The sequence below is a fragment of the Neobacillus sp. 114 genome, assembly GCF_030127045.1.
GTDB classification, from domain to species: domain Bacteria; phylum Bacillota; class Bacilli; order Bacillales; family Cytobacillaceae; genus Neobacillus; species Neobacillus rhizophilus.
In genome coordinates this window covers 1,851,882-1,878,370 of the sequence record NZ_CP126144.1, presented here as the reverse complement: position 1 = coordinate 1,878,370, position 26,489 = coordinate 1,851,882, and the positions used below count along the sequence as shown (strand labels likewise).

At 39.4% G+C, this 26,489-nt stretch carries 25 protein-coding genes and 1 other annotated feature; of the genes, 6 read left to right on the top strand and 19 right to left on the bottom strand.

Features of this window, described 5'->3' with window-relative positions:
- Positions 1-4: 4 nt before the first annotated feature.
- The 3 genes from opp3C to QNN06_RS09375 all read right to left on the bottom strand — a co-directional run bounded on the left by opp3C (position 5) and on the right by QNN06_RS09375 (position 3,786).
- On the bottom strand, positions 5-1,033 hold the full coding sequence (opp3C, locus tag QNN06_RS09385) for an oligopeptide ABC transporter permease (RefSeq protein ID WP_213116608.1): 1,029 nt from the start codon (positions 1,031-1,033) through the stop codon (positions 5-7).
- Entirely contained in the window at positions 1,034-1,963 is a 930-nt protein-coding gene (opp3b, locus tag QNN06_RS09380) for an oligopeptide ABC transporter permease (protein WP_213116609.1), read from the bottom strand.
- Positions 1,964-2,073: 110 nt separating this feature from the next.
- On the bottom strand, positions 2,074-3,786 hold the full coding sequence (locus QNN06_RS09375) for a peptide ABC transporter substrate-binding protein (protein WP_213116610.1): 1,713 nt from the start codon (positions 3,784-3,786) through the stop codon (positions 2,074-2,076).
- A 211-nt stretch (positions 3,787-3,997) separates the two neighbouring features.
- On the opposite strand from QNN06_RS09375, the gene QNN06_RS09370 reads away from it, so the two are divergent.
- Positions 3,998-4,363, top strand: a complete 366-nt coding sequence (locus QNN06_RS09370) for a DUF3899 domain-containing protein (RefSeq protein ID WP_213116611.1) — start codon at positions 3,998-4,000, stop codon at positions 4,361-4,363.
- A 46-nt stretch (positions 4,364-4,409) separates the two neighbouring features.
- Positions 4,410-4,627: a binding site (T-box leader), on the top strand.
- A 48-nt stretch (positions 4,628-4,675) separates the two neighbouring features.
- Positions 4,676-5,665 carry a tryptophan--tRNA ligase gene (trpS, locus tag QNN06_RS09365; RefSeq protein ID WP_213116612.1) on the top strand — a complete coding sequence of 330 codons (990 nt, stop codon included), beginning with the start codon at positions 4,676-4,678 and terminating at the stop codon, positions 5,663-5,665.
- A 167-nt stretch (positions 5,666-5,832) separates the two neighbouring features.
- On the opposite strand, the gene QNN06_RS09360 is transcribed toward trpS, so the two are convergent.
- The 9 genes from QNN06_RS09360 to QNN06_RS09320 form a co-directional block, all read right to left on the bottom strand.
- Entirely contained in the window at positions 5,833-6,579 is a 747-nt protein-coding gene (locus QNN06_RS09360) for a YjbA family protein (protein ID WP_213116613.1), read from the bottom strand.
- 152 nt (positions 6,580-6,731) lie between these two features.
- Positions 6,732-7,643, bottom strand: coding sequence for an oligopeptide ABC transporter permease (gene opp4C, locus QNN06_RS09355; RefSeq protein ID WP_213116614.1), 912 nt, complete (start codon positions 7,641-7,643; stop codon positions 6,732-6,734).
- A 13-nt stretch (positions 7,644-7,656) separates the two neighbouring features.
- The gene (gene opp4B / locus QNN06_RS09350) at positions 7,657-8,622 is read right to left on the bottom strand and encodes an oligopeptide ABC transporter permease (RefSeq protein WP_213116615.1); all 966 of its coding nucleotides are present in this window, start codon (positions 8,620-8,622) and stop codon (positions 7,657-7,659) included.
- Positions 8,623-8,798: 176 nt separating this feature from the next.
- On the bottom strand, positions 8,799-10,514 hold the full coding sequence (gene opp4A, locus QNN06_RS09345) for an oligopeptide ABC transporter substrate-binding protein (RefSeq protein ID WP_284037498.1): 1,716 nt from the start codon (positions 10,512-10,514) through the stop codon (positions 8,799-8,801).
- Positions 10,515-10,588: 74 nt separating this feature from the next.
- The gene (locus QNN06_RS09340) at positions 10,589-11,596 is read right to left on the bottom strand and encodes an ABC transporter ATP-binding protein (protein ID WP_284037497.1); all 1,008 of its coding nucleotides are present in this window, start codon (positions 11,594-11,596) and stop codon (positions 10,589-10,591) included.
- Positions 11,596-12,618, bottom strand: coding sequence for an ABC transporter ATP-binding protein (locus QNN06_RS09335; protein WP_217032959.1), 1,023 nt, complete (start codon positions 12,616-12,618; stop codon positions 11,596-11,598). The genes QNN06_RS09340 and QNN06_RS09335 overlap by 1 nt, the downstream gene beginning before the upstream one ends.
- Before the next feature lie 148 nt (positions 12,619-12,766).
- Positions 12,767-13,561, bottom strand: coding sequence for a DUF2268 domain-containing putative Zn-dependent protease (locus QNN06_RS09330; protein ID WP_213116619.1), 795 nt, complete (start codon positions 13,559-13,561; stop codon positions 12,767-12,769).
- A gap of 128 nt (positions 13,562-13,689) precedes the next feature.
- Positions 13,690-14,928 carry a beta-ketoacyl-ACP synthase II gene (gene fabF, locus QNN06_RS09325; RefSeq protein ID WP_213116620.1) on the bottom strand — a complete coding sequence of 413 codons (1,239 nt, stop codon included), beginning with the start codon at positions 14,926-14,928 and terminating at the stop codon, positions 13,690-13,692.
- A 72-nt stretch (positions 14,929-15,000) separates the two neighbouring features.
- Positions 15,001-15,933: a beta-ketoacyl-ACP synthase III gene (locus tag QNN06_RS09320; protein WP_213116621.1), complete on the bottom strand. Its 933-nt coding sequence runs from the start codon at positions 15,931-15,933 to the stop codon at positions 15,001-15,003.
- A 192-nt stretch (positions 15,934-16,125) separates the two neighbouring features.
- On the opposite strand from QNN06_RS09320, the gene QNN06_RS09315 reads away from it, so the two are divergent.
- Positions 16,126-16,461 carry a hypothetical protein gene (locus tag QNN06_RS09315; RefSeq protein WP_284037496.1) on the top strand — a complete coding sequence of 112 codons (336 nt, stop codon included), beginning with the start codon at positions 16,126-16,128 and terminating at the stop codon, positions 16,459-16,461.
- 30 nt (positions 16,462-16,491) lie between these two features.
- Here the strand turns inward: QNN06_RS09315 and QNN06_RS09310 are convergent, their stop codons facing one another.
- From QNN06_RS09310 to QNN06_RS09300, 3 genes are all read right to left on the bottom strand, one after another.
- Complete coding sequence (locus QNN06_RS09310; RefSeq protein WP_213116623.1) at positions 16,492-17,439, bottom strand: BMP family ABC transporter substrate-binding protein; 948 nt, start codon at positions 17,437-17,439, stop codon at positions 16,492-16,494.
- Between the two features lie 141 nt (positions 17,440-17,580).
- Entirely contained in the window at positions 17,581-18,438 is an 858-nt protein-coding gene (locus tag QNN06_RS09305) for a Rossmann-fold NAD(P)-binding domain-containing protein (protein ID WP_284037495.1), read from the bottom strand.
- Between the two features lie 76 nt (positions 18,439-18,514).
- Entirely contained in the window at positions 18,515-19,237 is a 723-nt protein-coding gene (locus QNN06_RS09300) for an alpha/beta fold hydrolase (RefSeq protein WP_284037494.1), read from the bottom strand.
- 394 nt (positions 19,238-19,631) lie between these two features.
- Here QNN06_RS09300 and QNN06_RS09295 point away from each other — a divergent pair, with 394 nt between their 5' ends.
- Positions 19,632-19,814, top strand: a complete 183-nt coding sequence (locus QNN06_RS09295) for a YjzD family protein (protein WP_213116626.1) — start codon at positions 19,632-19,634, stop codon at positions 19,812-19,814.
- A gap of 56 nt (positions 19,815-19,870) precedes the next feature.
- Here QNN06_RS09295 and clpB read toward each other — a convergent pair whose 3' ends face one another.
- Together clpB and QNN06_RS09285 are read right to left on the bottom strand one after the other, a co-directional pair.
- On the bottom strand, positions 19,871-22,468 hold the full coding sequence (gene clpB, locus QNN06_RS09290; RefSeq protein ID WP_284037493.1) for an ATP-dependent chaperone ClpB: 2,598 nt from the start codon (positions 22,466-22,468) through the stop codon (positions 19,871-19,873).
- A gap of 122 nt (positions 22,469-22,590) precedes the next feature.
- A complete protein-coding gene (locus tag QNN06_RS09285) occupies positions 22,591-22,770 on the bottom strand; it encodes a YjzC family protein (protein WP_213116628.1) in 180 nt (59 codons plus the stop codon).
- A 258-nt stretch (positions 22,771-23,028) separates the two neighbouring features.
- Here QNN06_RS09285 and QNN06_RS09280 point away from each other — a divergent pair, with 258 nt between their 5' ends.
- A complete protein-coding gene (locus QNN06_RS09280) occupies positions 23,029-23,721 on the top strand; it encodes a Crp/Fnr family transcriptional regulator (RefSeq protein ID WP_213116629.1) in 693 nt (230 codons plus the stop codon).
- Positions 23,722-23,740: 19 nt separating this feature from the next.
- Here QNN06_RS09280 and mobB read toward each other — a convergent pair whose 3' ends face one another.
- On the bottom strand, positions 23,741-24,295 hold the full coding sequence (gene mobB / locus QNN06_RS09275; protein WP_372447573.1) for a molybdopterin-guanine dinucleotide biosynthesis protein B: 555 nt from the start codon (positions 24,293-24,295) through the stop codon (positions 23,741-23,743).
- Complete coding sequence (locus QNN06_RS09270) at positions 24,283-25,548, bottom strand: molybdopterin molybdotransferase MoeA (protein WP_213116631.1); 1,266 nt, start codon at positions 25,546-25,548, stop codon at positions 24,283-24,285. Before QNN06_RS09270 ends, mobB begins: the two co-directional genes overlap by 13 nt.
- A 226-nt stretch (positions 25,549-25,774) precedes the next feature.
- On the opposite strand from QNN06_RS09270, the gene ric reads away from it, so the two are divergent.
- Complete coding sequence (gene ric, locus QNN06_RS09265; RefSeq protein WP_213116632.1) at positions 25,775-26,470, top strand: iron-sulfur cluster repair di-iron protein; 696 nt, start codon at positions 25,775-25,777, stop codon at positions 26,468-26,470.
- Positions 26,471-26,489 lie beyond the last annotated feature (19 nt).

The window sequence follows — 26,489 nt, the reverse complement described above, 5'->3', positions numbered from 1 at the left end:
CCTTCTAATCACGCATTTTTGGATCGAATGCATCTCGTAAACCATCTGCCACCAGATTGAAACAAACCATAATTAACGCAATCATGATCGATGGAATAATCATTTGATATGGAAAAGCAATCATTGAATGATAGCCGTCATTCACCAATGTCCCCAAGGACGCATTTGGCTCTTGCAGACCTAACCCAATAAAGCTTAGGAATGCTTCGAAGAAAATCGCATTCGGGATAGAGAACATTGTATTTATGATAATGACGCCAAACATGTTTGGAATCATATGTTTAAATATGATAGATCCATTTGAAGCGCCTAACGTTTTGGCAGCCAAAACAAATTCCTGATTTTTAAATTTTAATACCTGGGCACGGACCACACGGGCCATACTTGTCCAACCGGTAAGAGCGATTGCAATAATGATCGGAACAATACCCGGTTTTAACACAAGAATCATTAATACGACGACAATTAGGTTAGGAATCCCGACGATAATTTCCACTATCCTCTGCATGACGCTATCTACGCGCCCACCTAGGTAACCTGAAATCGCCCCATAGGTCACCCCTATCAGCATGTCCACTAGTGCTGCCATAAAAGCGATGAAAAGTGATATTTGAGTTCCTTTCCAAAGACGTGCAAAGAGATCCCGGCCAAGGCCATCTGTACCAAACCAATAGTACTCCTTTACCTCTCGGATCTCATAAGGGTTGTACTCCGTCCCATTCTTTCGCTTTAATGTCCCATCAAACGGGAGCCAGTGGATGTTTTCCAACCCTTGTATACGAGGTGGTAAGTTATTATTCTTTGTATTTTGCGTATCAAATTTATATGGTGTCAATAAAGGCCCGACAAACGCTAAAAAGATGACGATGACAATTATCACTAAACTTAGCACTGCACCTTTATTTTTTTTGACCCTTAGCCAAGAATCCTGCCAAAAGTTTAAGCTGGGCTTGGAAATTTTCTCACTTTTAGATGGATCTATATGGGCGGGCGCAAACATATCCTTCGAAATAGCTGTTTCTTTGTTTAACATTTAACTTTTCCCCCCCGAGATACGAATACGTGGGTCAATTATACCGTAAAGAATATCTACTACTAATATTATGACCACAAACAAAGCAGCAAATAAAATATTCGTTCCCATAATAACCGGATAGTCGTTTACCATAATCGCTTTAACAAATTGCTCACCAATACCTGGTATTCCAAAGATATTTTCAATAACGAGGGAACCTGTCATAAGCCCTACTGCTAAGGGGCCAAGAACTGTAACAACTGGAATTAAGGCATTTCTTAAAGCGTGTTTTACACTTATCTGCCAATAACTTGCGCCTTTTGCTTTTGCCAATGTAATGTATTCTGTACCCAAAACTTCCACCATTTCAGTCCGCATAAAACGTGCCGTAATCGAGATTGGGAACATCGCCAAAGCAATCGTTGGCATAATGGTATATTCCGGCCCTTTCCAAAACATTACAGGGAACCAACCAAGTTTGACTCCTAGGTAATACTGAAGCAATCCCGCAAAAATAAATGATGGGATTGATTTACCAACAACAGCAATAAATGTCGAACCGTAGTCCACCCATGTATTCTGCTTTAATGCGGCAACTACTCCTAAGACAATTCCTATTAAAGCACCTAAAATCATTGCCTGAATACCAAGTACAGCAGATGGACCAATTCGTATTTGAAGAAGTTTTGTAACCGGGGTATTATCAAATTGAAAGGAGACTCCTAAATCACCTTTAACCAAGTTCGCTATATAATGAACATATTGAATAGGCACAGGATCATTCAATCCATACTTTTCTTGCATGATATGAAGCTGTTGAGGCGTTAATTTTTCCGCACTATTAAAAGGAGTACCCGGTATAAGTTTCATGAGGAAAAAAGTAACAGAAGCTACAATGAATAAGGTCAATATCATATAGACAATTCGTTGCAAAAGATACTTTGCCATGCCTACACCTCCTATTAATGAAATATTCGACGTTTTTCGACAATTTAGATACAGGTGAAAAGAGAGTATATTTCGACAATATACTCTCTCCCCTATTTGGTTAATTATGATTACTTATTGGTTTCAACAATCTTAACATGTTGGAAATCCATGTCTGGGCTCATTGCATGAGTAACAAGACCTTTTACTTTCGGGTTAACTAAGATGTTAGCTGCACGTTGATACATCGGTACAATTGCTGCATCGTCTTCTAAAAGAACTTTCTCCGCATCATGAAGAGCTTTCCAGCGCTCATCAGCCTTCGCTCCCAAAGTGGTTTGGGCTGCTTTGACCAACTCATCATATTTTGCAGAGCTATAGCTCATGCGGTTATTTTGTCCGCCAGTTAAGAATAAATCCATATAAGTCATAGGGTCTGCGTAGTCAGGTCCCCATCCGGCAAATAATAAATCATAATCTTGTTTATTTTCACGGTCGATACGGATTTTGAACGGAACACTTTCAATATTGATTTTTAAACCAGGTAAGGTTTTCTCTAATTGGTCTTTTACGAACGCATCCGTTTTCTTAGAAGATTCAGTATCTTGACCTACATAAGTGAACGTTAATTCTTTTTGACCAAGCTCTTGAAGACCTTTTTCCCAAAACTTTTTGGCTTCCTCTTTATTCATTTTCATATAAGTGGCTGCGCCATCACGGAAATCCTTGCCATTATTAAAAGCAAATTCCTTTGGAACAATGTAATCTGCAGCAATAGAACCGTTAGCCAATACGTCTTTAACAAGGGCATTCTTATCAACTGTTAATGCAATAGCCTTACGAATATTTAAGTTCTGGAATGCAGGATTTTTTTGATTCATTTTTAGCCAGAATACTGATGGTTCTGTGTAAGTAAGCAATTCTTCAGATCCTTGATATTGTGAAAGAATAGCAGCTTGAGCAAGCTTAGGCGTAACGTCTACTTCCCCCGCTTCAAAAGCATTTGCAGAAGCTTGCGGGTCTTTTGAAACATTAAAGTTAACTTTCTTTAATGTAATATTTTTAGCATTCCAATAGGTGTCGTTTTTCTCTAACGCCCATTCAGTTGCTGTCGGGCCGTCCCATTTTGTCATTTTGAACGGACCATTAAAAAGAATGTGTGCAGCATCTGTCGCATATTTATCACCCTGTGCCTCAACATACTTTTGGTTTTGAGGGAAGAATGTATAAAACGCAAGGTACGATTCAATATATGGAAGCGGTCTTACTAAATCGATTTCAAGTGTATAGTCATCTAAAGCTTTAATACCTAAAGTTTTGATATCTTCAGGAGTAGCTTTTTCCCCTTTGGCGATGATTTCAGAAGCATTTTTAATTCTGTCTTCCATGAAATATGGACCATATTCAGAAGCAGTTTTTGGGTCAAGCGCACGCTGCCATCCAAATACGAAGTCATGTGCGGTTACAGGATCGCCATTAGACCATTTAGCATCTTTTCTCAACTTGATTGTAATTACAGTTTTATCTTCGTTATATTTTGGCATGCTCTCAGCTGCGGCTGGAACGATCTTTTGGTTTTCATCCAAGCGGAATAAACCTTCATTCACAGCATTCAACATGATGCCGCCCATGGTGTCTTGGTTTTTAGCACTATCCATTGTTGGAATTTCGGCTGACTCAAGAACATTTAGCGTTTGATCTGCCGCTAATTTTTCCTCTGTAGTTTTGGTTTTTCCTTCGTCCTTGCTTTTTTCCTCGTTCTTAGTACCACCAGAACAGGCTGCAAGGAACATGCTAAGTACTAGCGATAAAACTAGAAGTAGTGAAAGTTTTGATTTCTTCACTAGTAGACCTCCCTTTTCTATTATTCTGAAAAATTACTACATTCTCTATTATACATATTTTCATTCTCTTGTACATTACTTTTTGAAAATTAATTTACATTTTCGAGACAATTCTTACGTATGAATTACAATTTACTATGTTATAATTTATATTTATAAAGGTTTTTTCATTTAAAAAACCCTACTAATACAGTGTTTTGGAGGAATTTAATTGAAAATTGTCCCTAATAAAAGTGTCTTTTTGGTAGCGTTTACACAAATTGTCATTTTTATTTTATCGTTTATTTTTTACGGTGAAATTTCCATTGTTAGTTATATCAATATATCTTTTTATATCTCACTTGCACTGCTCCTTTCCTTTTTGCTTATTTTCACAATTCAAAGCGGATTTTATGATGCGATTTCCAAGTCGTTTAACTTTACCCAATCGCTTAAGACTAATAAACGGAAATTTGAAGACATTCCTGGTTTATCACAACTTGTAACAATTGATAAAAAACCCTTCCTTTTTTATGCTATTGTAAACGGCATTCTTATGCTGATTGCCCTCGTTGTTTATTATGTTTTACTAGCTTGAAATGAAATATGTAAATCATTTATAATGGGAAATAATCGAATATATTAGATAAGCAATGAAAAAGAGTAGTACGTATCGTCCTTTGTTTTAGAGAGTTTGTGGGTGGTGGAAACAAACACAAAGAAATACGGAATGGACTTTGGAGCTTCTTTCTGAGCCTTATAAAAGGAAAAGTAGGAGTAGACGTTCCCCGCGTTAAAGGGTTTTAAAGTGACTCAGTATACTGAGTAATTAGGGTGGTACCGCGAGCCATTCGTCCCTATTTTTGGGGATGAATGGCTTTTTTTATATATTTGTTTAGGAGGATTATTTATGAAGACAATATTTTCGGGAATTCAGCCAAGTGGAACAATCACACTTGGTAACTATATTGGTGCACTTAAGCAATTCGTTGAGCTGCAGAATGAATATAATTGCTACTTCTGCATAGTCGACCAGCATGCAATAACTGTCCCGCAAGATCCCGCAACTTTGAGAAAGAACATCCGCAGCTTGGCAGCCTTGTATATCGCAGTGGGAATCGATCCGGAAAAAGCGACATTGTTTATCCAATCAGAAGTTCCCGCCCACGCTCAAGCCGGATGGTTGATGCAGTGTGTGTCCTATATCGGAGAACTAGAGAGAATGACCCAATTTAAGGATAAATCTGCAGGTAAAGAGGCTGTATCTGCAAGTTTATTAACCTACCCGCCATTAATGGCCGCAGATATTTTATTGTATAATGCTGAACTTGTTCCAGTAGGTGAAGACCAAAAACAACATTTAGAGCTTACACGTGATCTTGCCGAAAGATTTAATAAAAAATATAGAGAAATTCTCACGATGCCTGAAGTCCGCATTCCGGAGGTCGGTGCCCGTATTATGTCCCTGCAGGACCCGACTAGGAAAATGAGCAAATCCGACCCGAATCAAAAAGCATTCCTTGCATTGCTTGATGACCCAAAACAAATTGAAAAGAAAATTAAAAGTGCTGTGACCGATTCAGAGGGAATTGTTAAGTATGATAAAGAAAATAAACCAGGTATTTCAAATCTTTTATCCATATACTCTATCTTAGGAAATATGACTATTGCTGAACTTGAAGTGATGTACCATGGTAAAGGTTATGGGGACTTTAAGGGTGATTTGGCCGATGTTGTTATTAAGGCATTTAAACCAATCCAAGATAAATACTATGAATTAATGGAATCAACTGAATTAGACGAAATATTAGACCTTGGTGCAGAGAAAGCAAATAAAGTTGCTAGCAAAACCTTGAAGAAAATGGAAAATGCAATGGGCCTTGGAAGAAAGCGCAAATAGCTAATAAATGAAAACTCGCCGATTGGCGAGTCCGATAGGACGTTCATGAGGCGTAGTTGAATTTATGCGACAGGAAAGTATAAATTTTTGAAAATTTATACTTTCCTATTAGCAAAAAAAGCCTGAACCGCAAAAGGAATGAAATATATTCCTTTTGGGTCAGGCTTTTAGTTTACCTTTGGACCGTGTTCCATTTCCCATAGCTTTTCAAAAAATGGCTGTCCCTTTATTAAATTTTCACAAAAGATTTCGTGTTTTTTTGACCAGCCAAATTTGATTTCTTCATAAAGCTGTTCCCAGGCATCAGCAAAATTTAGTTCTTGGATTGTTTGGTAGCGTTCTGGGCACCACTCAGTAAACCAATAACGAATCTCAGCTTCATTATTCGATGAAAACAACTGATCTAAAGCCATAAACAGAAGCTGCTTTATCTGCCGCTCTTTTCTTGTCAAACCCAGCATTAACGTAGGTTCTGGAGAAAGAATATGGAAGTCTTTTTTACTCGATTGATTATAAAATATAAATTCCTTAGGTTCATGATTGCTGATCATTTCGTACACAAGCTGTTCCTGTCTTGGAATTAACCGGCTTTTTCGAATAGGAATATTATAGCCAATCGTATCAACAGCAAGAATGCCTACCCCATCGGTTACCACAAAGCAGTAATCCAGTTGGATCCGTTCATGGTTTTTTCGCAAGTATGCTTTTTGGTAAATATCATCTAGAAGCTGCTGTGGCAATTCAGATAAATCATTTTCAATATAGTTAAAAAGAATTGGCTCCACTTTTAGCAGCGGTACTTGGTCAAGTAGTTCAACTCCGTCATCCTTGCGCCATTCGTGGAAGTGGCAGACATTATAACCGTTTTCTTCTCCTTCAAACCAATTCACCCATACATCATGAAGATATAACATTGTATAATCCCTCACTTCAAGAAACTGTTTGTCAATCAGTATGGGCAGGCGACAGTTAAATTATTCCTTTATATACATTTTGCTCCGGTTGTTTCCATATTATTAGGTATAAAGCCTCATAAAAAAATCTACCATGTCTAAATGGTAGATTTTTATCTTCTTGATTTAGGGTTAAAAGCGTCTTTTAGGCCTTCACCAATAAAGTTGATGGACAGAATGGTCATGGTAATGATGAGTGCTGGCGGCATCCATATCCAGAGCTTGTACTGAAGGACATCAGGTTCATTCGCAGAATTAAGCATATTGCCCCAGCTTGGCGTTTCTTGCGGTACACCAAATCCAAGGTAACTCAGTGCCGATTCAATGACAATCATCGAAGCAAATGTAATGGTTGCTTGAACAATGATAGTTGATAATACGTTTGGTAAAAGATGTTTAACGATTACTTTTGCCGGTGAACAACCAATAGAGATGGCCGCTGTAATATATTCGTTTTCTTTTTCGGCTAGAATTTTACTTCTGACAATCCGAGCAATACCACCCCAATAAAGGAAACTAATTACAGCGATTAAAACCCATAAGCCGCTTACTTTCCCAAAGAAAATGGCATTAATAACAATGACAAAAACCAAAAATGGGAAGTTTAGGATAAAATCAGTAAATCTCATTAATAGGTTATCAACTGCTCCGCCAAAATAACCTGCTACAGAGCCAATTAATGTCCCAATAAAAATAACAAATATCGTACAGCTTAATCCAACCAATAGCGAAATCCTACCGCCATATATCAGTCTGGTAAACACATCCCGGCCTGATTTGTCCGTTCCGAGCCAATGCTTACTCGAAGGCTCTAAGGACATGTCCGCAATATTTACTCTCGTTATATCAGCCGTTGTGATATAAGGAGCCAAAAAGGAGATAATCCCAACAATAACTAAGAAAATGAAACTAATCATTGCGAGTTTATTCTGAACGAATTTTTTCCTAGCGATTGCCCATGGTGATAAGCTTTTTTTCGGGGGTGCTGCCGATATATTGGTATCCTTTTGTGTATCGATTTGCATCTTTTCTCCCCCTTTAATCCAATCTGATTCTCGGGTCTACAACACCATATAAAACATCAGCAATTAGGTTTCCGATTAGTGTTAAGAACGAGAACAACATGGTCAACGTCATTAAAACTGGATAATCCCTTGTTCCAACTGATTGGAGGAACAGCTGTCCAAGACCCGGATATGTAAAAATGGTTTCCGTAATGATGGCACCGCTAATAATCGCAACAAGGTCAAATCCCAAAAAGGTAATCAAAGGAATAATCGAATTCCTTAAAATATGAACATTATAAATTTTTCTTTCAGGCGTCCCTTTAGCGCGTGCTGTCCGAACAAAATCCTTGCGGCTGTTTTCAATAATATCGTTCCGTAAAAATTGTGTATAACTTGCTGTACTTAATAAACCAAGTACAATGGCTGGCAGCAATACATGATGAAGACGACTTAACCAATATTCCAATGTACCATCGGTAACCCCGATGTCAACCGATCCATTGGAAGGAAACCATCCTAAAGTAAAGGAAAATAAGTATATCGCAAATACACCGGCAATAAACGATGGAATAGATAAACCTAAATAGTTTAATCCCCCAATAAAATTATCTCCAAATGTATAGGGTTTTCGGCCTGCATATGAGCCCATAATAAAAGCGAGAATATAAGTTATTAGTATGGATGTAATGCCAAGCATAAGAGTATTAGGAAGGCGTTCGGAAATAACATCTGCTACAGGAATTTTAAAGCGTGTTGACTTGCCAAAATCCCCTTGGACAAAATTATCGATCCAGCGAAAATATTGCTGAGGCATTGGATCATTATAGCCTAATTTTTCCCTCATCTCAGCGATATATTGTGGATCTGTATTCCGTGGGTCGATTTCGCCGCTGATGCCGTCACCCGGCATTAATTTTGCTAAAGTAAAAACGACGATGGAGATGAGGAATAACATCGGAATCATGCCCAAAATTCTTCGAAATGAGTACTTCAGCATGTGCATTCTCCTTGTCTATAACTATGTTAAATACGGTGGTGCAATGCCCCGTTGATTAAAACGGGAGAGAAAAGAAAGACCCTAAGTCTCCCCTTCCTCTTCCCATTTATATCAATAGCTTACATATTCATGTGAAAATGCATTTACATAGTTTAATGCATGTCTATTTGCTGTGATTATTGCTTAATCCACCATTCATTTGGACGATTCTTACCTGATACGTCAAATGTAACGCCTTGAACACGCTTAGAAACTGCCATTGTTTCTTCTAATTCAGCAATCGGTAAAATAGGCAGATCCTTCATAAATAGTTTTTGCCATTGAATATAGAGATCCTTACGCTTGTTGGTGTCTGTTCCAACAACATTAATGTCAAGTGCCTCATCTAGTAACTTGTCACTTTCATCATTTACCCAGCGTGGGTAGTTCCAAAGTGCTTTGGAGCCCCATAGTGGAGTTGGATCTGGATCGGACCCAGTGGACCAGCCGCCGAAGAATACTTCCATAGACTTATCTGCTTTTTCAAGTTGATCATAATACAAGTTGAAATCAACCATGGAAACCTTCGTTTTTAAGCCAACTGCTTCCCAATATTGAGCCATTGCTTTCGCACGGGCTTCAAATGTAGGGTTTTGTGTTGCATAGTGAGAGAAGTTCACAACAAATTCCTTACCGTTTGGATCTTCACGGAAACCATCACCGTTAACATCCTTATAACCTGCTTCATCAAGCAATTCTTTTGCTTTCTTCGGATTATATTTGTACTGCTCTAATTGGTCGTTTGGTGCTGCAATCCAGTGGTTCGTTGGGATAGGACGGTTAACCGGCTTACCTACGCCGAAGAAGAACGCTTTTACCCACTCTTCACGGTTAATTGCATAGAACATCGCTTCACGAAGCTTTTTGTCAGCGTATTTTGGTTCATTCATGACGTTTTTCTCGCCATCCCAAGTACCTAAGCGGAAACCAACATAATAGTAGCTAACGCCAGGATATGTTATTGCATTGACATTATCTAGAGCTTTAACTTGATCAATAATGCTTGGGTGGAATGAAGTCATGTCAAGTGTACCGTTTTTTAGTTCGCCAACGGATAGAGATGGGTCAATTACCTTAACTACAATTTTGTCGATATGAGGCTTGCCAGCAAAATAGTCATTAAATCGTTCCATTTCAACAGATTCACCTGGAACGATTTTTGTTACCTTGTATGGTCCAAGACCCACTGGTTTAGTGCGGACTGCTTCAGCGCTCATCATATCTTTAACAGCGACACCTTTAAAAGCAGTACGGTTCATTGGGTATGTCCAAAGATTATCCAAGTTGTTGACACGGGCTTTGTCAAATGTAATTTGGACATGATAATCATCGGTGACTTTAATACCTTCAATTTTGTCAGTTTTTCCATCATGGAAATCTTGAGCACCTACGATATTTCTTACGTTATCAAAACGAGGGCCTTCATAATCTTTGTCGGCAATAGTATATAGGGCAAATTCCCAGTCTTTTACTGATAATTCATCGCCGTTGTGCCATTTAACACCTTTTTTGATTTCAAAATCAAACACTTTATTGTCTTCGGTTTTCCAAGAAGCGATGTATGGCTGTGCCTTTAATTGCGCATCATAATCGATTAGGTTTTCATCAAATAATTGAAGAATTTCATCATCAACTGCATCGCCGTAGAAAGAGTAGTTTAATAATCCCTTGAAGGAAGAATCCAAAGCATAAACTAATGTCCCGCCATCCTGAGGTTTTCCTGCAGTTTCACCGGATTTTCCTCCGTTTTCTTCTTTCTTAGTACCAGCTTTTTCGCCGCCGGAGCATGCAGCTAAAAATGCTGATAACACGAGCATTAAAACTGCAAGCCAGAGCATACTTCTCTTCTTCATTTGTTTCCCCCCTAATAAGTTTTACTGCTTTTGTAGATGTCCAGCTTCAGCGTCAAGGCGCTTCCGCTTTTCTACTAATAAAGGTGGCAAGCTACTCGGTGAGAGGGCTTCACCTCCTTTAATGTAGGTTTGCTTTTAGAACATTCCTCCATTGCCATTGGGCAGCGAGGATGGAATGGACAGCCTGCAGGAGGATTGATTGGGCTTGGCACATCTCCAGTTAAAATGATCCGCTCCTTCTTATGCCGTGGATCCGGATTTGGTATTGCGGAAATTAATGCCTGGGTATATGGGTGCAAGGGTTCGGCATAAAGGCTATTTTTATCGGAAATCTCTACCATATTCCCTAAATACATAACCCCAATGCGATCACTCATATGTTTGACAACACTTAAATCGTGAGCGATAAAAAGAAAAGTCAGGTCAAATTCTTCCTGTAAATCCTTTAATAGATTTAATACTTGGGATTGCACGGATACGTCTAAAGCAGACACCGGTTCATCCGCTATTATCAATTTTGGCCGCAGCGCAAGGGCTCGGGCAATTCCAATCCGCTGGCGCTGTCCACCAGAAAATTCATGCGCATATTTATAATAGGCATCCGGCGGCAAGCCTACCTTTTCTAACAAATCCATTACTTCATTTTTTAATTCAGATTTGCTTTTTTTGTGAAAGTTATAGATTGGTTCGGCAATAATATCCCCTACCATTTGCATCGGGTTCAAAGAAGCGTAGGGATCCTGGAATACCATCTGCATATCTTGACGGATTTCCCTTAAATGTTTTCCGGAAATTTTCGTAATGTCTTTTCCGTCAAACAGAATACTACCTTCCGTTGGTTTTAGAAGTCTTAAAATGGTCCTGCCCGCCGTGGATTTTCCACAGCCGGATTCCCCTACAAGCCCTAGCGTTTCCCCTTTTTTAATCTCAAAGGAAATATTATCAACCGCTTTGACATGGCCGACAGTCCGTTTAATAAAACCACCTTTAACAGGATAATAGGTTTTTAGATTTTGAATTTGTAATAGTGTTTCAGATTGAGAGGAAAATGCTTCTTGGTTATGTACAGAAGTAGGTCTCATTACCTCACCCCTTCTCTTGGTTTACTTGTTTCGTAGAGCAGGCAGGCAACTTCATGGCCATAATCGGTTTCAGCGAGAATTGGGGTTGTTGTCAGACATTCTGGCATCGCCTTTGGACAGCGGTTCGCAAACCGGCAGCCGACCTTAGGCATATTCGTTAAAGAAGGTACGATTCCTTGAATGGAGCTAAGTCTTTCTTCCTCTTGTTCCATTTTTGGAACCGCTCCCAAAAGTAAAGTCGTATAAGGATGCTTTGGATTATAGAACAATGTTTCAACATCAGTACGTTCAACAATTTTGCCGGCATACATAACGATGACTTCGTCACACATCTCGGCAACCACACCCAAATCGTGGGTAATTAAAATGACGGACATATCATTTACTTCCTGAATGCTTTTCAATAATTCGAGAATTTGTGCCTGAACCGTCACATCAAGGGCTGTAGTCGGCTCATCAGCAATTAACAATTTAGGCTGACAAGCAATCGCGATTGCAATCATAACGCGTTGTCTCATACCGCCTGAAAGCTGATGCGGATACTCATCAACGATTTTTTCCGGGCGGGAGATTCCTACGCTTTTCAACAAAGCAATAGATTTCTGCCTAGCTTCTTTTTTTGATATTTTCATATGGTTAAAAAGAACCTCTTCAAGCTGATATCCTATTGTAAAAACAGGGTTGAGAGAGGTCATTGGTTCTTGGAAGATCATTGAAATATCTTTTCCGCGAATTTTATTAATTTGTGCTTCAGTCATTTTTTCAAGATTTATGCCATCAAAAACGATTTCACCTGCCTTGATTTTCCCTATCCCTTTAGGAAGGAGCTGCATGACTGACAAACTCATGACAGATTTACCGCAGCCTGATTCACCGACAACTCCGACAATTTGCCTCGGTTTAACCTTAAATGAAACATTATCGACAGCATTATAAAAAGTCCCGTCAATATCGAAAGCAGTTTCTAAATTTTTTACTTCTAGCATTGGTGCCTCTTTGAGTGATGATTTATTTGCGCTCATGCTACACCTTCTTACTTTTTGTATTATTCTGTTAATTAGTTATATTTAGATAGAATTTTATTACAGAGTTATTACAATTGCAAGACTTTTTTGTTTAATTAGTCAATTCTAAATTAACTGAAATGGGAAAAGCCTGAAAAATCAGGCTCTACCTGGAAAAATCAACATTCTCTTTTAAATATTTTGAAGCAGGCTGAGTAAAACTTAGTTTTGTAGAATAATTTTGTTTCTCGTAGAATTTTCGGATAATATTATATCCTGCAGCATATCCGAGTAGCAACGGAAATCTTCCCCCGCCATATAGAAGTTCATCATGGAGTTTTTGATTTTTACTTATATCTAGCTGTTTTTTTATATAACGATCCCAAAAATAAGAGATTTCCCTATCTGTATACATACGGCACCAGTTTGCTAAATATTCCTTGCCACAATGTTTATAGACAGCATATTCCGCAAGGCCCTCAATGATAAGGGAGTCCAAAAGGGTGTATTCTTTAAAATCTTTATTAAGTGCACGAAGCCGGCAGACATGATGATATTCATGTACAAATAGAGCTTCAACCTCTTTTAAATCTTCGTAGCTGGAAAGAAAAAGGAACATCTTATCAGGGAAAGATACCCCTGCCTTCCGCCTCTCATCTCTCCTAATAAATAACCCTCCCCTTTCATTTAACGGGAAAAGGAAAATGGGTATATTCGGGCCTGACCATTTCTTTATATAGATATTGAACAATTCTTCCACCCTATCCCAGGCGTTGTATTCCTTCATTTCACTTACATTATTTCGGGATTTCCAGGATGGCCGGTACATTCCAAAGTTTTGCAGCTGATTATATATTTCATTGGCCTTTTGCCCCTTAAAATATGGGAGCAGCCGTTCACAGATTTTTATTGGACGATCAAAATCTTTTTCAAGCCATTGATCGGTTCTGATGATCCCCATTATTGCACCCCATTTAAGTGTTCATTCTAATTTATAGTTTATGATGGCTTTTAGGGGTGGTTCTCGGTTGAAAGGCGCTGTAACATAAAAAGAAAAGAGACCAAGATATTCTCGGTCCCCATTTCATATTATTGATATTTTTTAAAGACAATGGTTGCGTTGTGACCGCCGAATCCTAATGAGTTACTCATGGCAACGTTGATTTCTTTTGGTCTTGCTTCATTGACAACATAATCCAAGTCACATTCCGGATCTGGTGTCTCATAATTCATTGTTGGCGGAAGAATGCTCTCTTGAATAGCCCTAACGGTAATAATAGCTTCTACCGCCCCCGCAGCGCCAAGTAAATGTCCCGTCATCGATTTTGTTGAACTCATGGCTACCTTATAGGAATGTTCTCCAAAAACATTTTTAACAGCCATTGTTTCAAATTTATCGTTATATTCAGTACTTGTTCCGTGAGCGTTGATATAGTCGATATCCTCCGGACTCAACCCGGCATCTTCAATTGCCATTTTCATTGCCCTGGCACCGCCTTCTCCTCCTGGCGCCGGTGCAGTGATATGATAGGCATCTCCGGTTGCTCCATAACCAACAATCTCCGCATATATTTTTGCTCCGCGGGAGAGCGCATGCTCTAACTCTTCTAGAATAACGATTCCGGCACCCTCGCCAATAACGAAGCCATCACGGTTTTTATCAAATGGACGGCTGGCCGTTTTTGGATCCGGGTTTGTCGATAAAGCTGTATTTGCACAGAAGCCTGCTACCGCCATTCTCGTAATCGGAGCCTCTGCACCACCTGTTACCATGACATCTGCATCCCCGCGTTGAATGACTTTAAATGCATCCCCAATGGAATTTGTCCCTGTCGCACAAGCGGTAACGGTACACGAATTAAAACCTCTTGCACCAAGTGTGATGGAAACCTGGCCTGTGGCCATGTCAGGAATCATCATAGGAACAAAGAACGGGCTGACCCGCTTGTAGCCTCTTTTTTGAAACATCTCAAATTGATTTTCAAAAGTTTCCATGCCGCCGATACCAGAACCAATCCAGACTCCGACACGGTGAGAGTTTTCTTCATTTATTGTTAAGTTCGCATCCTTTACAGCCATTAATGCACTCGCTACTGCATAATGCGTAAAACGATCCATTTTTCTTGCATCTTTTTTGTCAATAAAGGTTTCCGCATTAAAATCCTTGACCTCTGCTGCAACCTTGGCCGGATATTCATCTGCATTTAAGCGGGTAAGCGGCCCGACTCCTGATTTACCTTCAATTATGCCTTTCCAAGTTGTTTCAGCATCATTCCCGAGTGGTGTTACCGCTCCAACGCCTGTCACAACTACCCTGCGTTTATTCATTTTTCCATCTCCTTTTTAGGATTTCCTTTTCCCTATAAATAAACCTTGTTCTATTATTAGCTAAACTTACGATTATTTTCCCCAGCGGATGGCAATGGCTCCCCATGTTAGGCCGCCGCCAAATCCAACCATCACGATTAGATCATCATCTTTTATTTTACCTGCTTCCAACTCTTCAACTATCGAAATTGGAATCGAAGCTGCTGAAGTATTTCCGTATTTATGAACTGTTTTAGACATTTTTTCGACAGGCAGCTCCAATCTTTGTCTTGAAGCCTCCATAATCCTGATATTGGCTTGATGAGGAATCAGAAAATCAACGTCTTCTTTCTTTAAACCTGCTTTTTCAAGAACATTTATACAGCTTTCACCCATTTGCCTTACCGCAAACTTAAATACTTCACGGCCATTCATAATGATGTATTCGTCTTGATATAAATGCTTTGCTCCTGTTCCGTCTGCACCTAGTTCAAAGGAAAGGATTCCCCTATTGTCCGAAACCGGTCCGATGATCACTGCACCCGCTCCGTCCCCGAATAGAACTGCGGTATTGCGATCATTCCAGTCGGTGATTTTTGAAAGCTTTTCGACACCAACAACAAGGACATTTTTATAAACTTCACTTTCAATAAATTGTTTGGCTGTCACAATTCCATACATAAAACCTGCACATGCTGCACTGACATCCATTGCAGCAGCTTTATGAGCACCTAGTCTTTCTTGAATTTTACAAGCTACTGATGGAAAAGGTGTATCCGGAGTAACCGTTGCTACTAAGATTAAATCTAGATCTTCCGCACGTATACCTGCATCACTAATCGCTTTTTCAGCCGCAAAAAAGGCCATATCTGAAGTATTCACATCATCCGTTGCAATTCTCCGCTCTTCAATACCTGTTCTTGTGCGAATCCATTCATCAGAGGTGTCCATCATTTTCTCTAAATCAAAGTTGGTTACCACTTTCTCCGGTAAATATCTTCCAATACCAACAATGCCTGCTCGCATATTTCCATCTCCTTTGGATTTATCCAAATACATTTAATATCAATTATTATGACTTGGTACTAATTTTATCAAATTAGTGCTTTGTTTAGCAATAGTTTCTTCCTGGATCCCTCCGCTAATGTACATTCCATTTATTGGTTTATTCATAAGGTAATACTAAACGAATTATTTTTGAAGGGAGCCAAATTAGCAGTGGACGATCAGGAACTGAATGAACTGAGGGATTTTGGTAATGACAAGGCGGAAGACCTAGAGAGTTTAGCTAACCATGATGGAAAAGAAGAGGAGTGGGAGGAAGATCCATTCACGGCATTAATGTTTGGACATGGACGGGGGCGTCAGGGCCAGGAGACGGTCCAACATGACCATCTTTTCCAGCACCCGCAACATCAGCCATATCAGCCGCCGAATATTGATTACACGGAGGTCATGGGGCATGTAGATACTTTAATGGAATCTGCCCGGGGATTAAAGCCCTTATTTCAAAAAATTTATCCCTTTGTCGAACAGCTTTTGAAAAAAAAATAGAGCTGCCTTCCAAAAAGGCAGCTTTATCCATTATTTGGGGAGATTCCCGGAATTTTTATAGGTCTCGATATATTTATCCATTTTATGGATAAAACCCTTGTCTACTAAAGGGCTGTATTTGCCTAATGAAATGACATCATCTTGAAAATCAAAGGAAAGATTCCCCGACTTTAGTTTCTGGTTATTAAACTGTTCGGCAACCTTAACGTACAATTTATCAACCTGTTGAATCGTGCTGGTTAAGACCGTCGATTCTCCAAAATCCGATTGTTCAGAAACATAACCAATCACATATTGCCCTCGGTCTTTTACTCTTTCTATCACGGGTACGTTAAACCCATCCCCGGCAGGATAAACAACATCCACACCGGTATCAAGCATTCGATCAACTAATTGGATGGATTTATTATCATCATCCCAATTGCCGACATATTCAATACTTACATGGGTATTTTTATCCTCCGCCATGGCTCCTTGGTAAAACCCTTCGATTTCCGGCTGCCATTCATAGGCGGCCAAGACTCCGACTTTATGCTGCTTTGACATATGGGCTGCAACCATCCCCCCAAAAAAGCCCATCGCATGCCCCTTGAAGTTCAGGCTGGTGGTGTTGGGTGTTTTGGCATCACCATTAAAACTGACAAAGTGAATATTAGGATAATCCTTTGAAATTTTATTAAAATATTCGGCGTATTCCGACCCGTGCCCGAAAATGAGATTGACCCCTTTTTGATCAAACTCTTTTACGGCCTTTTCTACTTTATCCTCTGAATTCATGCCCTCTTTATAAAATACATCGATATTAAATTTGGATTGAATCTTTAACAGTCCATTAAAGCCTTTCGTGGCCCACACTTGATCATTTACGGTATCGGGCACTAATAAACCAGCCTTTTGCAGGTGGCCTTGTGCTTTCGTTTCCCCGCAAGCACTTAGTAAAAAAAGGCATAAAAAAATGATGCCGAAGCGGCTAAGCATTGAATGCAACTCCTTCGTACGGCGGCCTAGCTCTCAAACCTAAACTAAACTAACCTTTTAGTAAATCTTGTTAATTATTATTCTACCTGTTCAATAAATAATTGAAAAGTAAATTTCTTCGCTTCCCCCGTACAAAGGAGCCTATCGTCCATCATTTTCAAAACAATTGAGATACAGCATCTGAGTATGCTGCTTTTGTCTGTTCAGTGATTCAGTTAAATCAGTTATCTTTTTAACAGGTACTCTTACCACAAAATGGTCAGAGAGATGCGGCACTATCCGCCTTTTGGACTGTTCCCACTGTTCCGTAATATTTAAATAAGTGACACATTTATCCCAATAATTCTCCTGACCGCTTTCCACAATAAATGCCCCTGATTCCTCTCCTTCAATCAGTTCAAGTATAGATTCAGCAGCATCTTCAACATATACTGCATCTTCAGTCCATTCCCTATCATTAATTGAAATAGCTATATCTGTAATGGCCGCAACAATAGCTTGTTGAATAAAAAAAGCGTTGGGCTGCCAAGGTCCGTAAGCAGATGGCAGGTAAATAATTTTGAAGTTTTCCACCAGATTTTTTATTTGCCTTTGAAAATCTAAAACAGCAGTTTCCTCGTTCGTTTCCAACATTTGCATAGGCAAAATAAAAAGTACCTCTATATTTCTATTATACTTTTTAAGATAATCCAATATTGTTTCTCTAACTTGCACATTTAATAATAGATGTTCTTGCCGAAGCATGTAAAGATCATAAATAGAAAAAATAAACAGTTGGTTTTCAGCTGATCGGTTCTGTATTTTTTTCCTCCATTGTGAGAAGGAGTACTCGTCAAAATTAGCATTTCTCCCCACTTCAAGCCTTTTTTCATCTAAATAAGGGATTTTGCCTGTATCCTCTAAATGGATACCAGTAACCTCTATGCCTTTATTTAATAACGTTTTACAAACGTGAAAATTGACAAAGTCGAAAACGCCCCAAATGACAGCCTTGTCCATTTCATCACCCTCCCCAAACTACCTTACTGAATCCTATGCTCTTCAATAAGGAATTATTTCACTTGAGGAGGGATGGTCACAAGACCGATTCGTGGCTGCTTAGAAATTTGGCACATATTTTACCTAGCTGTTTCTTTTTTTCCAGAAGAATAAACGTTGGATTTATTTTTGAGGGTCCGAGGATCTGCTGATATTGTTTCGATTGGTTATAGGATCTGCCGCCGGCCAAGATATGGATGATTTGTATCGGGCAGTCGTAATTAAGATTTACAATATCGTCCATTTTAGAAATGGCACTTTCAAGGTCTTGCTGATTTGTTTGATAGGCTGCAACTAATTCCCTGATTAATTTTTTATAAAAAAATTTATGTTCTTTTTCTTGCTGGAGATGATATTTTAAAGAAAGCACAGGATTTAGGAGGATAACCGATCTGATGTTGTCTTTCATTTTCTCCATTAATTTTAGAGCAACTAGCGCGCCCATGCCCTCTGCCAAAATATGAATTTTTTGATTAAGAATTTCACTTCGAATGACATGTTGATACAGGCTTTGCGCAAGCTCAACCGCATTATCACTGCCCCAGTTCCGCCCATAAAGATTTGAGGAAAAAATGGTGTATCCTTTTTCTTTTAAATCGTTGATTATGATTTGCTTTCCTTCATTTTGAGTCCAAAAGCTTTTACTCTCGTCCACAAAATGCCGTTCATCTCCGATTACTAAGACCCCAAACCCGGTAGGCTTTTCAGGATAATAAATAATGTTCCATTGGGAATCCATTTGAAAACTCCGACATTCCATAGATAAAACTCCTTTTTCCATATTTCCTCATGATAATGTATGTCATTTCACAAAAGATGAATGGGGCATTGCCTATTTTTTATTACTCGTTTATTTGTAAATGGAAACTCGCCGATTGGCGAGTCCGTTAGGACGAAGTCAGAGGCGTAGTTGAATTTATGCGTTAAGAAAATATAAAATTTGGGGAAATTTTATATTTTCTTATTAGCTTAAAGAAACCCTTTCATTAATTTCATATCATGTGGTAATATAAGATTGGATGTATAGAAAACTCGCCGATTGGCGAGCCCTAAAGGGCGAAGACAGAGGCGTAGTTGCACTTAATGCGTTAGGAAAGAATAAATTTGATAAAATTTATTCTTTCCTATTAGCTAAAATAGGCAGGTGAAAAAATATGCGTTTCTTTTGGACTTTTTTCTGGGCTTTTCTTTTAACGGAAATGCTTACATATGTAGTCAGCTCGATGTCCGGTGCGGCATTTGATTTCAAGCTTGGTGCCATTTTATCTGTAGGAATTACCATTTTAATTTTCATTATTTCGACAGTTATTCCAAATGAACCTGTTGAAAAACACTAAGACTTTTTAAAAAAGGTCCTCCCCCAATGGGAGGACCTTTTTTAATTCGATGGCTTTTATGAAATGATTTTTAAAGCCACTTCCCCGTCTTCAACTGTAATCTCGACGTTTGTCCCATCATGAATTTTTCCTGCAATAATATCACGGGCAAGCTTTGTTTCAAGATTTCGCTGAATATAACGTTTCAGCGGTCTTGCCCCGTATACAGGATCAAAGCCATTTGCGGCAATGAATTCCTTCGCTTGATCATCAATCGTGATATCGATTTGTTTCTCTTTTAACCTTGCCTTAAGCTCTTTTAAAAGCTTGACGACAATATTCTTAATATCGTCCATAGACAATGGCTTAAAGAGAATTGTTTCGTCTACACGATTTAAAAATTCCGGCCGGAAGTGTGCTCTCAGAAGATTCAACACTTTTTCTCTCGTTCCTTCTGAGATTTCTTGTTCATTTTCATTTCGTTCAAGTAAAATGTGTGACCCAATATTGGATGTCATAATAATGACTGTATTTTTAAAGTCAACAACCCGGCCTTGGGAATCTGTAATTCGCCCATCATCAAGTGCCTGCAGGAGGATATTGAATACTTCAGGATGCGCCTTTTCAATTTCATCCATCAATATAACCGAATACGGTTTTCGACGGACTGCTTCCGTTAATTGGCCGCCTTCCTCGTAACCTACGTAGCCGGGAGGTGCACCAATAAGACGTGAAACAGCATGCTTCTCCATATACTCCGACATATCAATCCGGATCATATGTTCTTCACTATCGAATAAGCTTTCCGCTAGCGCCTTCGCAAGTTCTGTTTTACCAACTCCAGTCGGTCCTAAAAACAAAAATGAACCAATTGGTCTGTTCGGGTCTTTAATCCCTGCGCGTGCCCTCAAAACAGCGTCAGCAGTTAAACTTACTGCTTCATCCTGTCCAATGACCCGTTCATGCAGGATTGATTCCAGTCTTAATAGCTTTTCCCGCTCACCTTCGACAAGCTTGGAAAGCGGAATCCCTGTCCATCTTGAAACAATATTGGAAATCTCTTCTGCAGTTACTTCTTCACGTAGAAGCCGGTCGTCACTTTCAGCTTTTTCTTCAAGTGCCAATAGCTCTTTCTCCGTAGCTGGGATGAGACCGTGACGAAGTTCTGCTGCCTTGTTTAAATCATATTTATCTTCTGCCTGCTCCAGCTCGCGGCGAAGTTTTTCAATTTGCTCCCGTTTTTCCTGTAATTTATTAATGGTTTGTTTTTCCTCAAGCCACTTCGCCTTCATAGCATTCGTCTGTTCCTTCAAATCAGCCAACTCTTTTTGCAAGGAGCGGAGTCTTTGTTTACTAACCTCATCCTGCTCTTTTGTTAACGCAGCTTCTTCTATTTCCAATTGCATCACCCGGCGGATCACTTCATCCAGCTCAGTTGGCATCGAGTCAATTTCGGTCCGAATCATCGCACAGGCTTCATCGACAAGGTCTATTGCTTTATCAGGCAAAAAGCGGTCCGTAATATAGCGGTCAGATAAGGTAGTAGCAGCGACCAAGGCCTGGTCGTGAATTTTCACCCCATGATGTACTTCAAACCGTTCCTTTAACCCCCGCAAGATGGAGATTGTATCTTCAACATCCGGTTCTTGAACAAGGACCTGCTGAAATCTCCGTTCAAGTGCAGGGTCTTTTTCAATATATTTACGGTGCTCATCAAGTGTGGTTGCCCCGATGCAATGTAGCTCACCCCGGGCCAGCATTGGTTTTAACATATTTCCGGCATCCATCGCTCCATCAGTTCTTCCCGCACCTACAATCGTGTGGATTTCATCGATAAATAGCAATATTTGCCCTTCACTTTTTTTAATTTCATTCAAAACTGCCTTTAATCTTTCTTCGAATTCACCTCTAAATTTCGCACCAGCAATCAGAGAACTCATATCCAAGGCAAAAATAGTCTTATCCTTCAAGCCTTCTGGTACATCTTTTCTAACAATCCGCTGGGCCAATCCTTCAACAATGGCGGTTTTCCCCACACCAGGCTCACCAATTAGAACGGGATTATTTTTTGTTTTCCTTGAAAGAATGCGGATAACATTTCTTATTTCTGTATCTCTGCCAATGACAGGGTCCATTTTCCCGGCTCTTACTTCTGCTACAAGATCCCGCCCGTATTTTTTTAAAGCATCATATCCCGCTTCAGGATGTTGTGTTGTCACCCTTTGATTCCCCCTTATTTCTTTTATAACCTTTAAAAGATCTTCCGAGGTGCGGCCAAATGAATGAATAATTGTTTTAATTTCCGTATCGTTCGCGTTTGCTGCGGCAAGCAGAATATGCTCGATGGATAGATATTCATCAGCGAATTTTGCCGCGTATTCTTCAGCACTTACCAATAATTTTTGCAGTTTGGCTGTGATATAAAGCTTTCCCTGTTCAATTCCACTGCCGGTGACCTGTGGTTTCTTGGCAAGTGCCTTAAGCAAACTTTCTTCTGCTTTTTTAGCGGAAATCCCGACCCTTTCCAATACGGATGCAGCAAGACTGTCATCTTGATTTAAAAGCGCTAAAAACAAATGGGGCTCATCTATTTCTTGGTGGTTATATTTAATGGCAATACTTTGAGCATCCATTAAACCATTCTGCATCCGCTCCGTCATTCGGTTTAAATCCATGAGTTTTCACATCCTTTGACCTTTTTTGACCTATTACTTATATTATAATTCATCCTTTATTTAAAAGTAAAATTTGAAAGAGCCATCCGGTCCGGACAGCTCTTTCAACAAATTTATATTAATCATGGCTTTCTCTGGTAAGTCCATACACGGTCATCATTTGAGTTTTCCGGAAATCTGTCGCCGGCTTTTAACTTTATTTTTTTGGGATTGACTACGTTATCACCTGTATCCCCAACTTCAATATAAACACCATTATTCGGTGCTTTTTTTCCCGGCCCGAATTGACGGCTTTGTCCCATGCTTTTCCCTCCTTATCGATTTCGATTTTATTATTCCCTTTAAGCATTTGTTCATTAAAGGAAGTTCCTTCAATTTCACAATGTTCGACAATATTTCCTAAGAAATATTGCTTTGTACCCAAATTTTGACGATTATATGAACTTATCCATCCATTTATTGCGATTGATTCATTATTAACAATATAATTACAGTAATATCTTATAAATTTTTACTGAGCGATTCATCGCTTTTAAATTCCCATAAAAGGGGGTATCGGCATGCAGTCCATTAAAGAAATGCCTGTCACATTGTCTCGTCTTTTCGAAACAGTACAACATACAAAGAAAATGGAGAAAGGCTCCTTTCTATTTCAAGAGGGAATGCCAGCAAATGAGTTATATATTGTTAAAAGCGGGATTCTTCATGTTAGTAAAATTATTCCTGATGGTAGAGAGCTTACCTTAAGGATGTGTTCAAGCGGAGATTTTGTGGGAGAGTTACATTTATTCTCCCCTCAGCCAAAATATCTGTTAAGCGGACGAATTATTGAAAGCGGTGAAGCGGCGGTAATAAAGAGAGAGTTTCTGGAAGAAAAATTATCGCAAAATCTTCCTCTTTCATTTGAATTCATTCAATGGATGAGTCTTCAATACCGAAAAACTCAAACAAAATTTCGCGACTTGGTTTTACACGGAAAAAAAGGTGCCTTATATTCAACCTTAATCAGAATCAGCAACAGTTTTGCTGTCAAAACGATCAATGGAATCTTGATTGAATTGCCTTTAACCAATCAGGAACTGGCAAATTTCTGTGGAACCTCCAGGGAGGTTGTCAATCGACTATTGGCTGACTTAAGGAAGACAGGGGTTATTTCCATAAATAAAGGCACGATCACCATTCATGACATTGATTATTTAAAAAATGAAATTGATTGCGAAGATTGTCCTGTGGACATTTGCAGGGTAGATTGAAATCAAATTAACGGCTGACTCAGTTATTCGAGTCAGCCGTTTCCATATCATGCATCTGTTTTAATAATCGAACAATCTGATGCTCAGCTTTTGCATCGCCAATATGAAAGCATGGAACTTCCAAAACCTCACTAATTGCCCCCTCCATCCCTTCCTCCCAATAAACAACCGCTGCAATATTTTTCAGCATTTTTATCAGGGAAAGGTCACGCGTATCCCGCAGGAGGACCATCTTTGGAAAACTTTCTTGTTTATGTCCTTCAACTAAGATAATATCCGGATTGAATAAGCCAAGCAGGTTTATTTGTTTATCCAATTTGAACTCCAACTGTTCGGTTTGCAGGAGCAGCCTTCCCTCTCCTTCAACAATCGAAGCAATCGCACCAGCTTCAAGATGCCTGGTTGAGTCCTTTTTAGGCAAAACATCTGGTTTACCACCATGACCATGGTGTTTAATAACAGCCGTCATTAATCCCTCTGCCTTCAAGCCATGAAGAAGCTTTTCAATAAATGTTGTTTTCCCGCTATCCTGGTAACCGGTAACTTGAAAAATGACCGGCCCTACCAAGGCCATCCACTGCCAAACTGATCTTCAAGCAAAAGAACATCTACCTCAGTTCCGGCAGCGAACCCACGTGTTCCACCCGGGAGGATGGCTAATGAATTTGCACCGGCAAGACTCATGATAATGTTGGATTTATCCAGGCCGCTTGGCGTCACCTTTAACCGGCCGTTCTCGATAAAAACAGAGCTGCGAACAAATCTTGTAAATGGATTGGCTTTTAGAAAATCCACCTCCAGGATTGCTTGCTCCTTCCTTAAATGAGGTTTTTCAGAAAAAAGCATTCTGCGCAAAATTGGCCTTGCGAACAATTCAAATCCGACATAGCAAGCAGACGGATTACCGGATAAACCAAAGAGAAGCTTTCTGTTATGGCTGGCCACTGTTGTAACACTTCCAGGCCGCATTGCCACTTTATTAAATAAAACCTCGGCACCAAGCTTTTCGTAAATCTCTGGCAGGTAATCAAAATCACCAACTGAAACCCCGCCAGTTGTAATCAACAAATCAACCTTGTTTACGGCATTTTTCACAGCCTCGAAGCAGGTATCAAATTCATCTGGAAGCTTTCCAAAATAGTGAACGATACCACCAACCCTCTCAATCTGGGCGGCAATCATATGAGAATTGCTATTGCGGATTTTGCCAGGAACTAAAGGGTCACCAACATCCAATAATTCTGTACCAGTTGCAAACAGGCCAACAATCGGTTTTTTGGCTGCGGGAACATGCTTATAGCCAAAAGTGGCAAGCATTGCTTGAATTCCAGGGTTAATTAGTGTACCTTTTTTAACTAGTACCTCTCCCTCTTTTGCATCCTCCCCACGAAAGGAGACGTTATCCCCCTTTTTAAAACTGCGCTTAATGGACATAAACGGCTTCCCATCTTTTTCGTAGGTTTTCGCTACTTCGAACATAACAACAGCATCAGTTCCTTCAGGCATAATCGCGCCAGTCATAATTCTGACTGCCTGATTTTCTGTTACGGTCATGTTAGAAATCATCCCCGCCCCAATATGGTCAATTACCTCAAATTCCACCGGATTAGCTTGGGATGCATTTTGTGTATCTATTGCTCTAACAGCAAAACCATCATAGGGTGCCCTGTCAAAGTGAGGGACATCGCAGGTGGCAACTAAATCCTTAGATAAAAATCGGCCAAAGCTTTCTTCTATGTTGATATATTCCGTCTCACCGGACAATTGGTATTCCATTATTTTTTGAACTGCTTCTCCGATTGGAATGGGTTGTCGTCTTTCAAACAAATTCATCGGCTCCTATCATTTTTGAACGTTATGTATTTTAACTGTATCCATTATAAGCTTACAAAAAACTTATAGACATATCAAAAGTCACAAAATCGAAACTTTTCTGCTGAGGGAAAAATCAAAATCACGCAGATAGTGTGATTTTAGTCACCATTTTTTATTTCATTTTCGATTATGCTTAATGTAAATAGAAAAACCCTTTTATCAAGGAGGAATATTCATGATGACTTTCCCATTTTCGGCAAATTCATTAGTTAAAGATATTGTAAACGAATTACCAAAAACAAGTGATGTATTTAAACGTTATCGAATCGATTTCTGCTGCGGCGGTAATATCCCGCTTTCCGAAGCTGCAACCCAAGGCGATCTTGATATCGATTCTATTTTAGAGGATTTAAAAGCGGTTTATGAAAAAAATGAGTCCAAAGAAACCGATTTAGAAGTTTGGACTAACTCTGATTCCAACACCATCATTGACCATGTGATCGCTAATTACCACCGGGCAACGGAAGAAGAATTTAAAATGCTTAGTCCTTATGTGACAAAGGTGTCCCGCGTTCATGGAGACAATCATCCTGAATTGCTAAAGGTCTATGAGCTCTACCAGGAATTGAAAAAAGAAATGTTAGAACATATGGCAAAAGAAGAAGAAACCGTATTCCCAATCATTCGTAAACTGGCAGACGGAACAGTGGAAAATCGCGAAGAAGCGATTAACATGATAATCGAACTTGAGAAAGAACATGACAATGCCGGCGCCATATTGAAAGAGCTTCGGAAGATTACCGGCGACTTTACGCCGCCGATTGATACCTGCGGTACGTATCGGCTGGTTTATAACCGTTTAGAAGATCTCGAAGGACTAACCTTTATGCATGTTCATTTGGAAAATAACATTCTATTCCCAAGATATATTTAAGAAAAGAAAACAGCCTGTG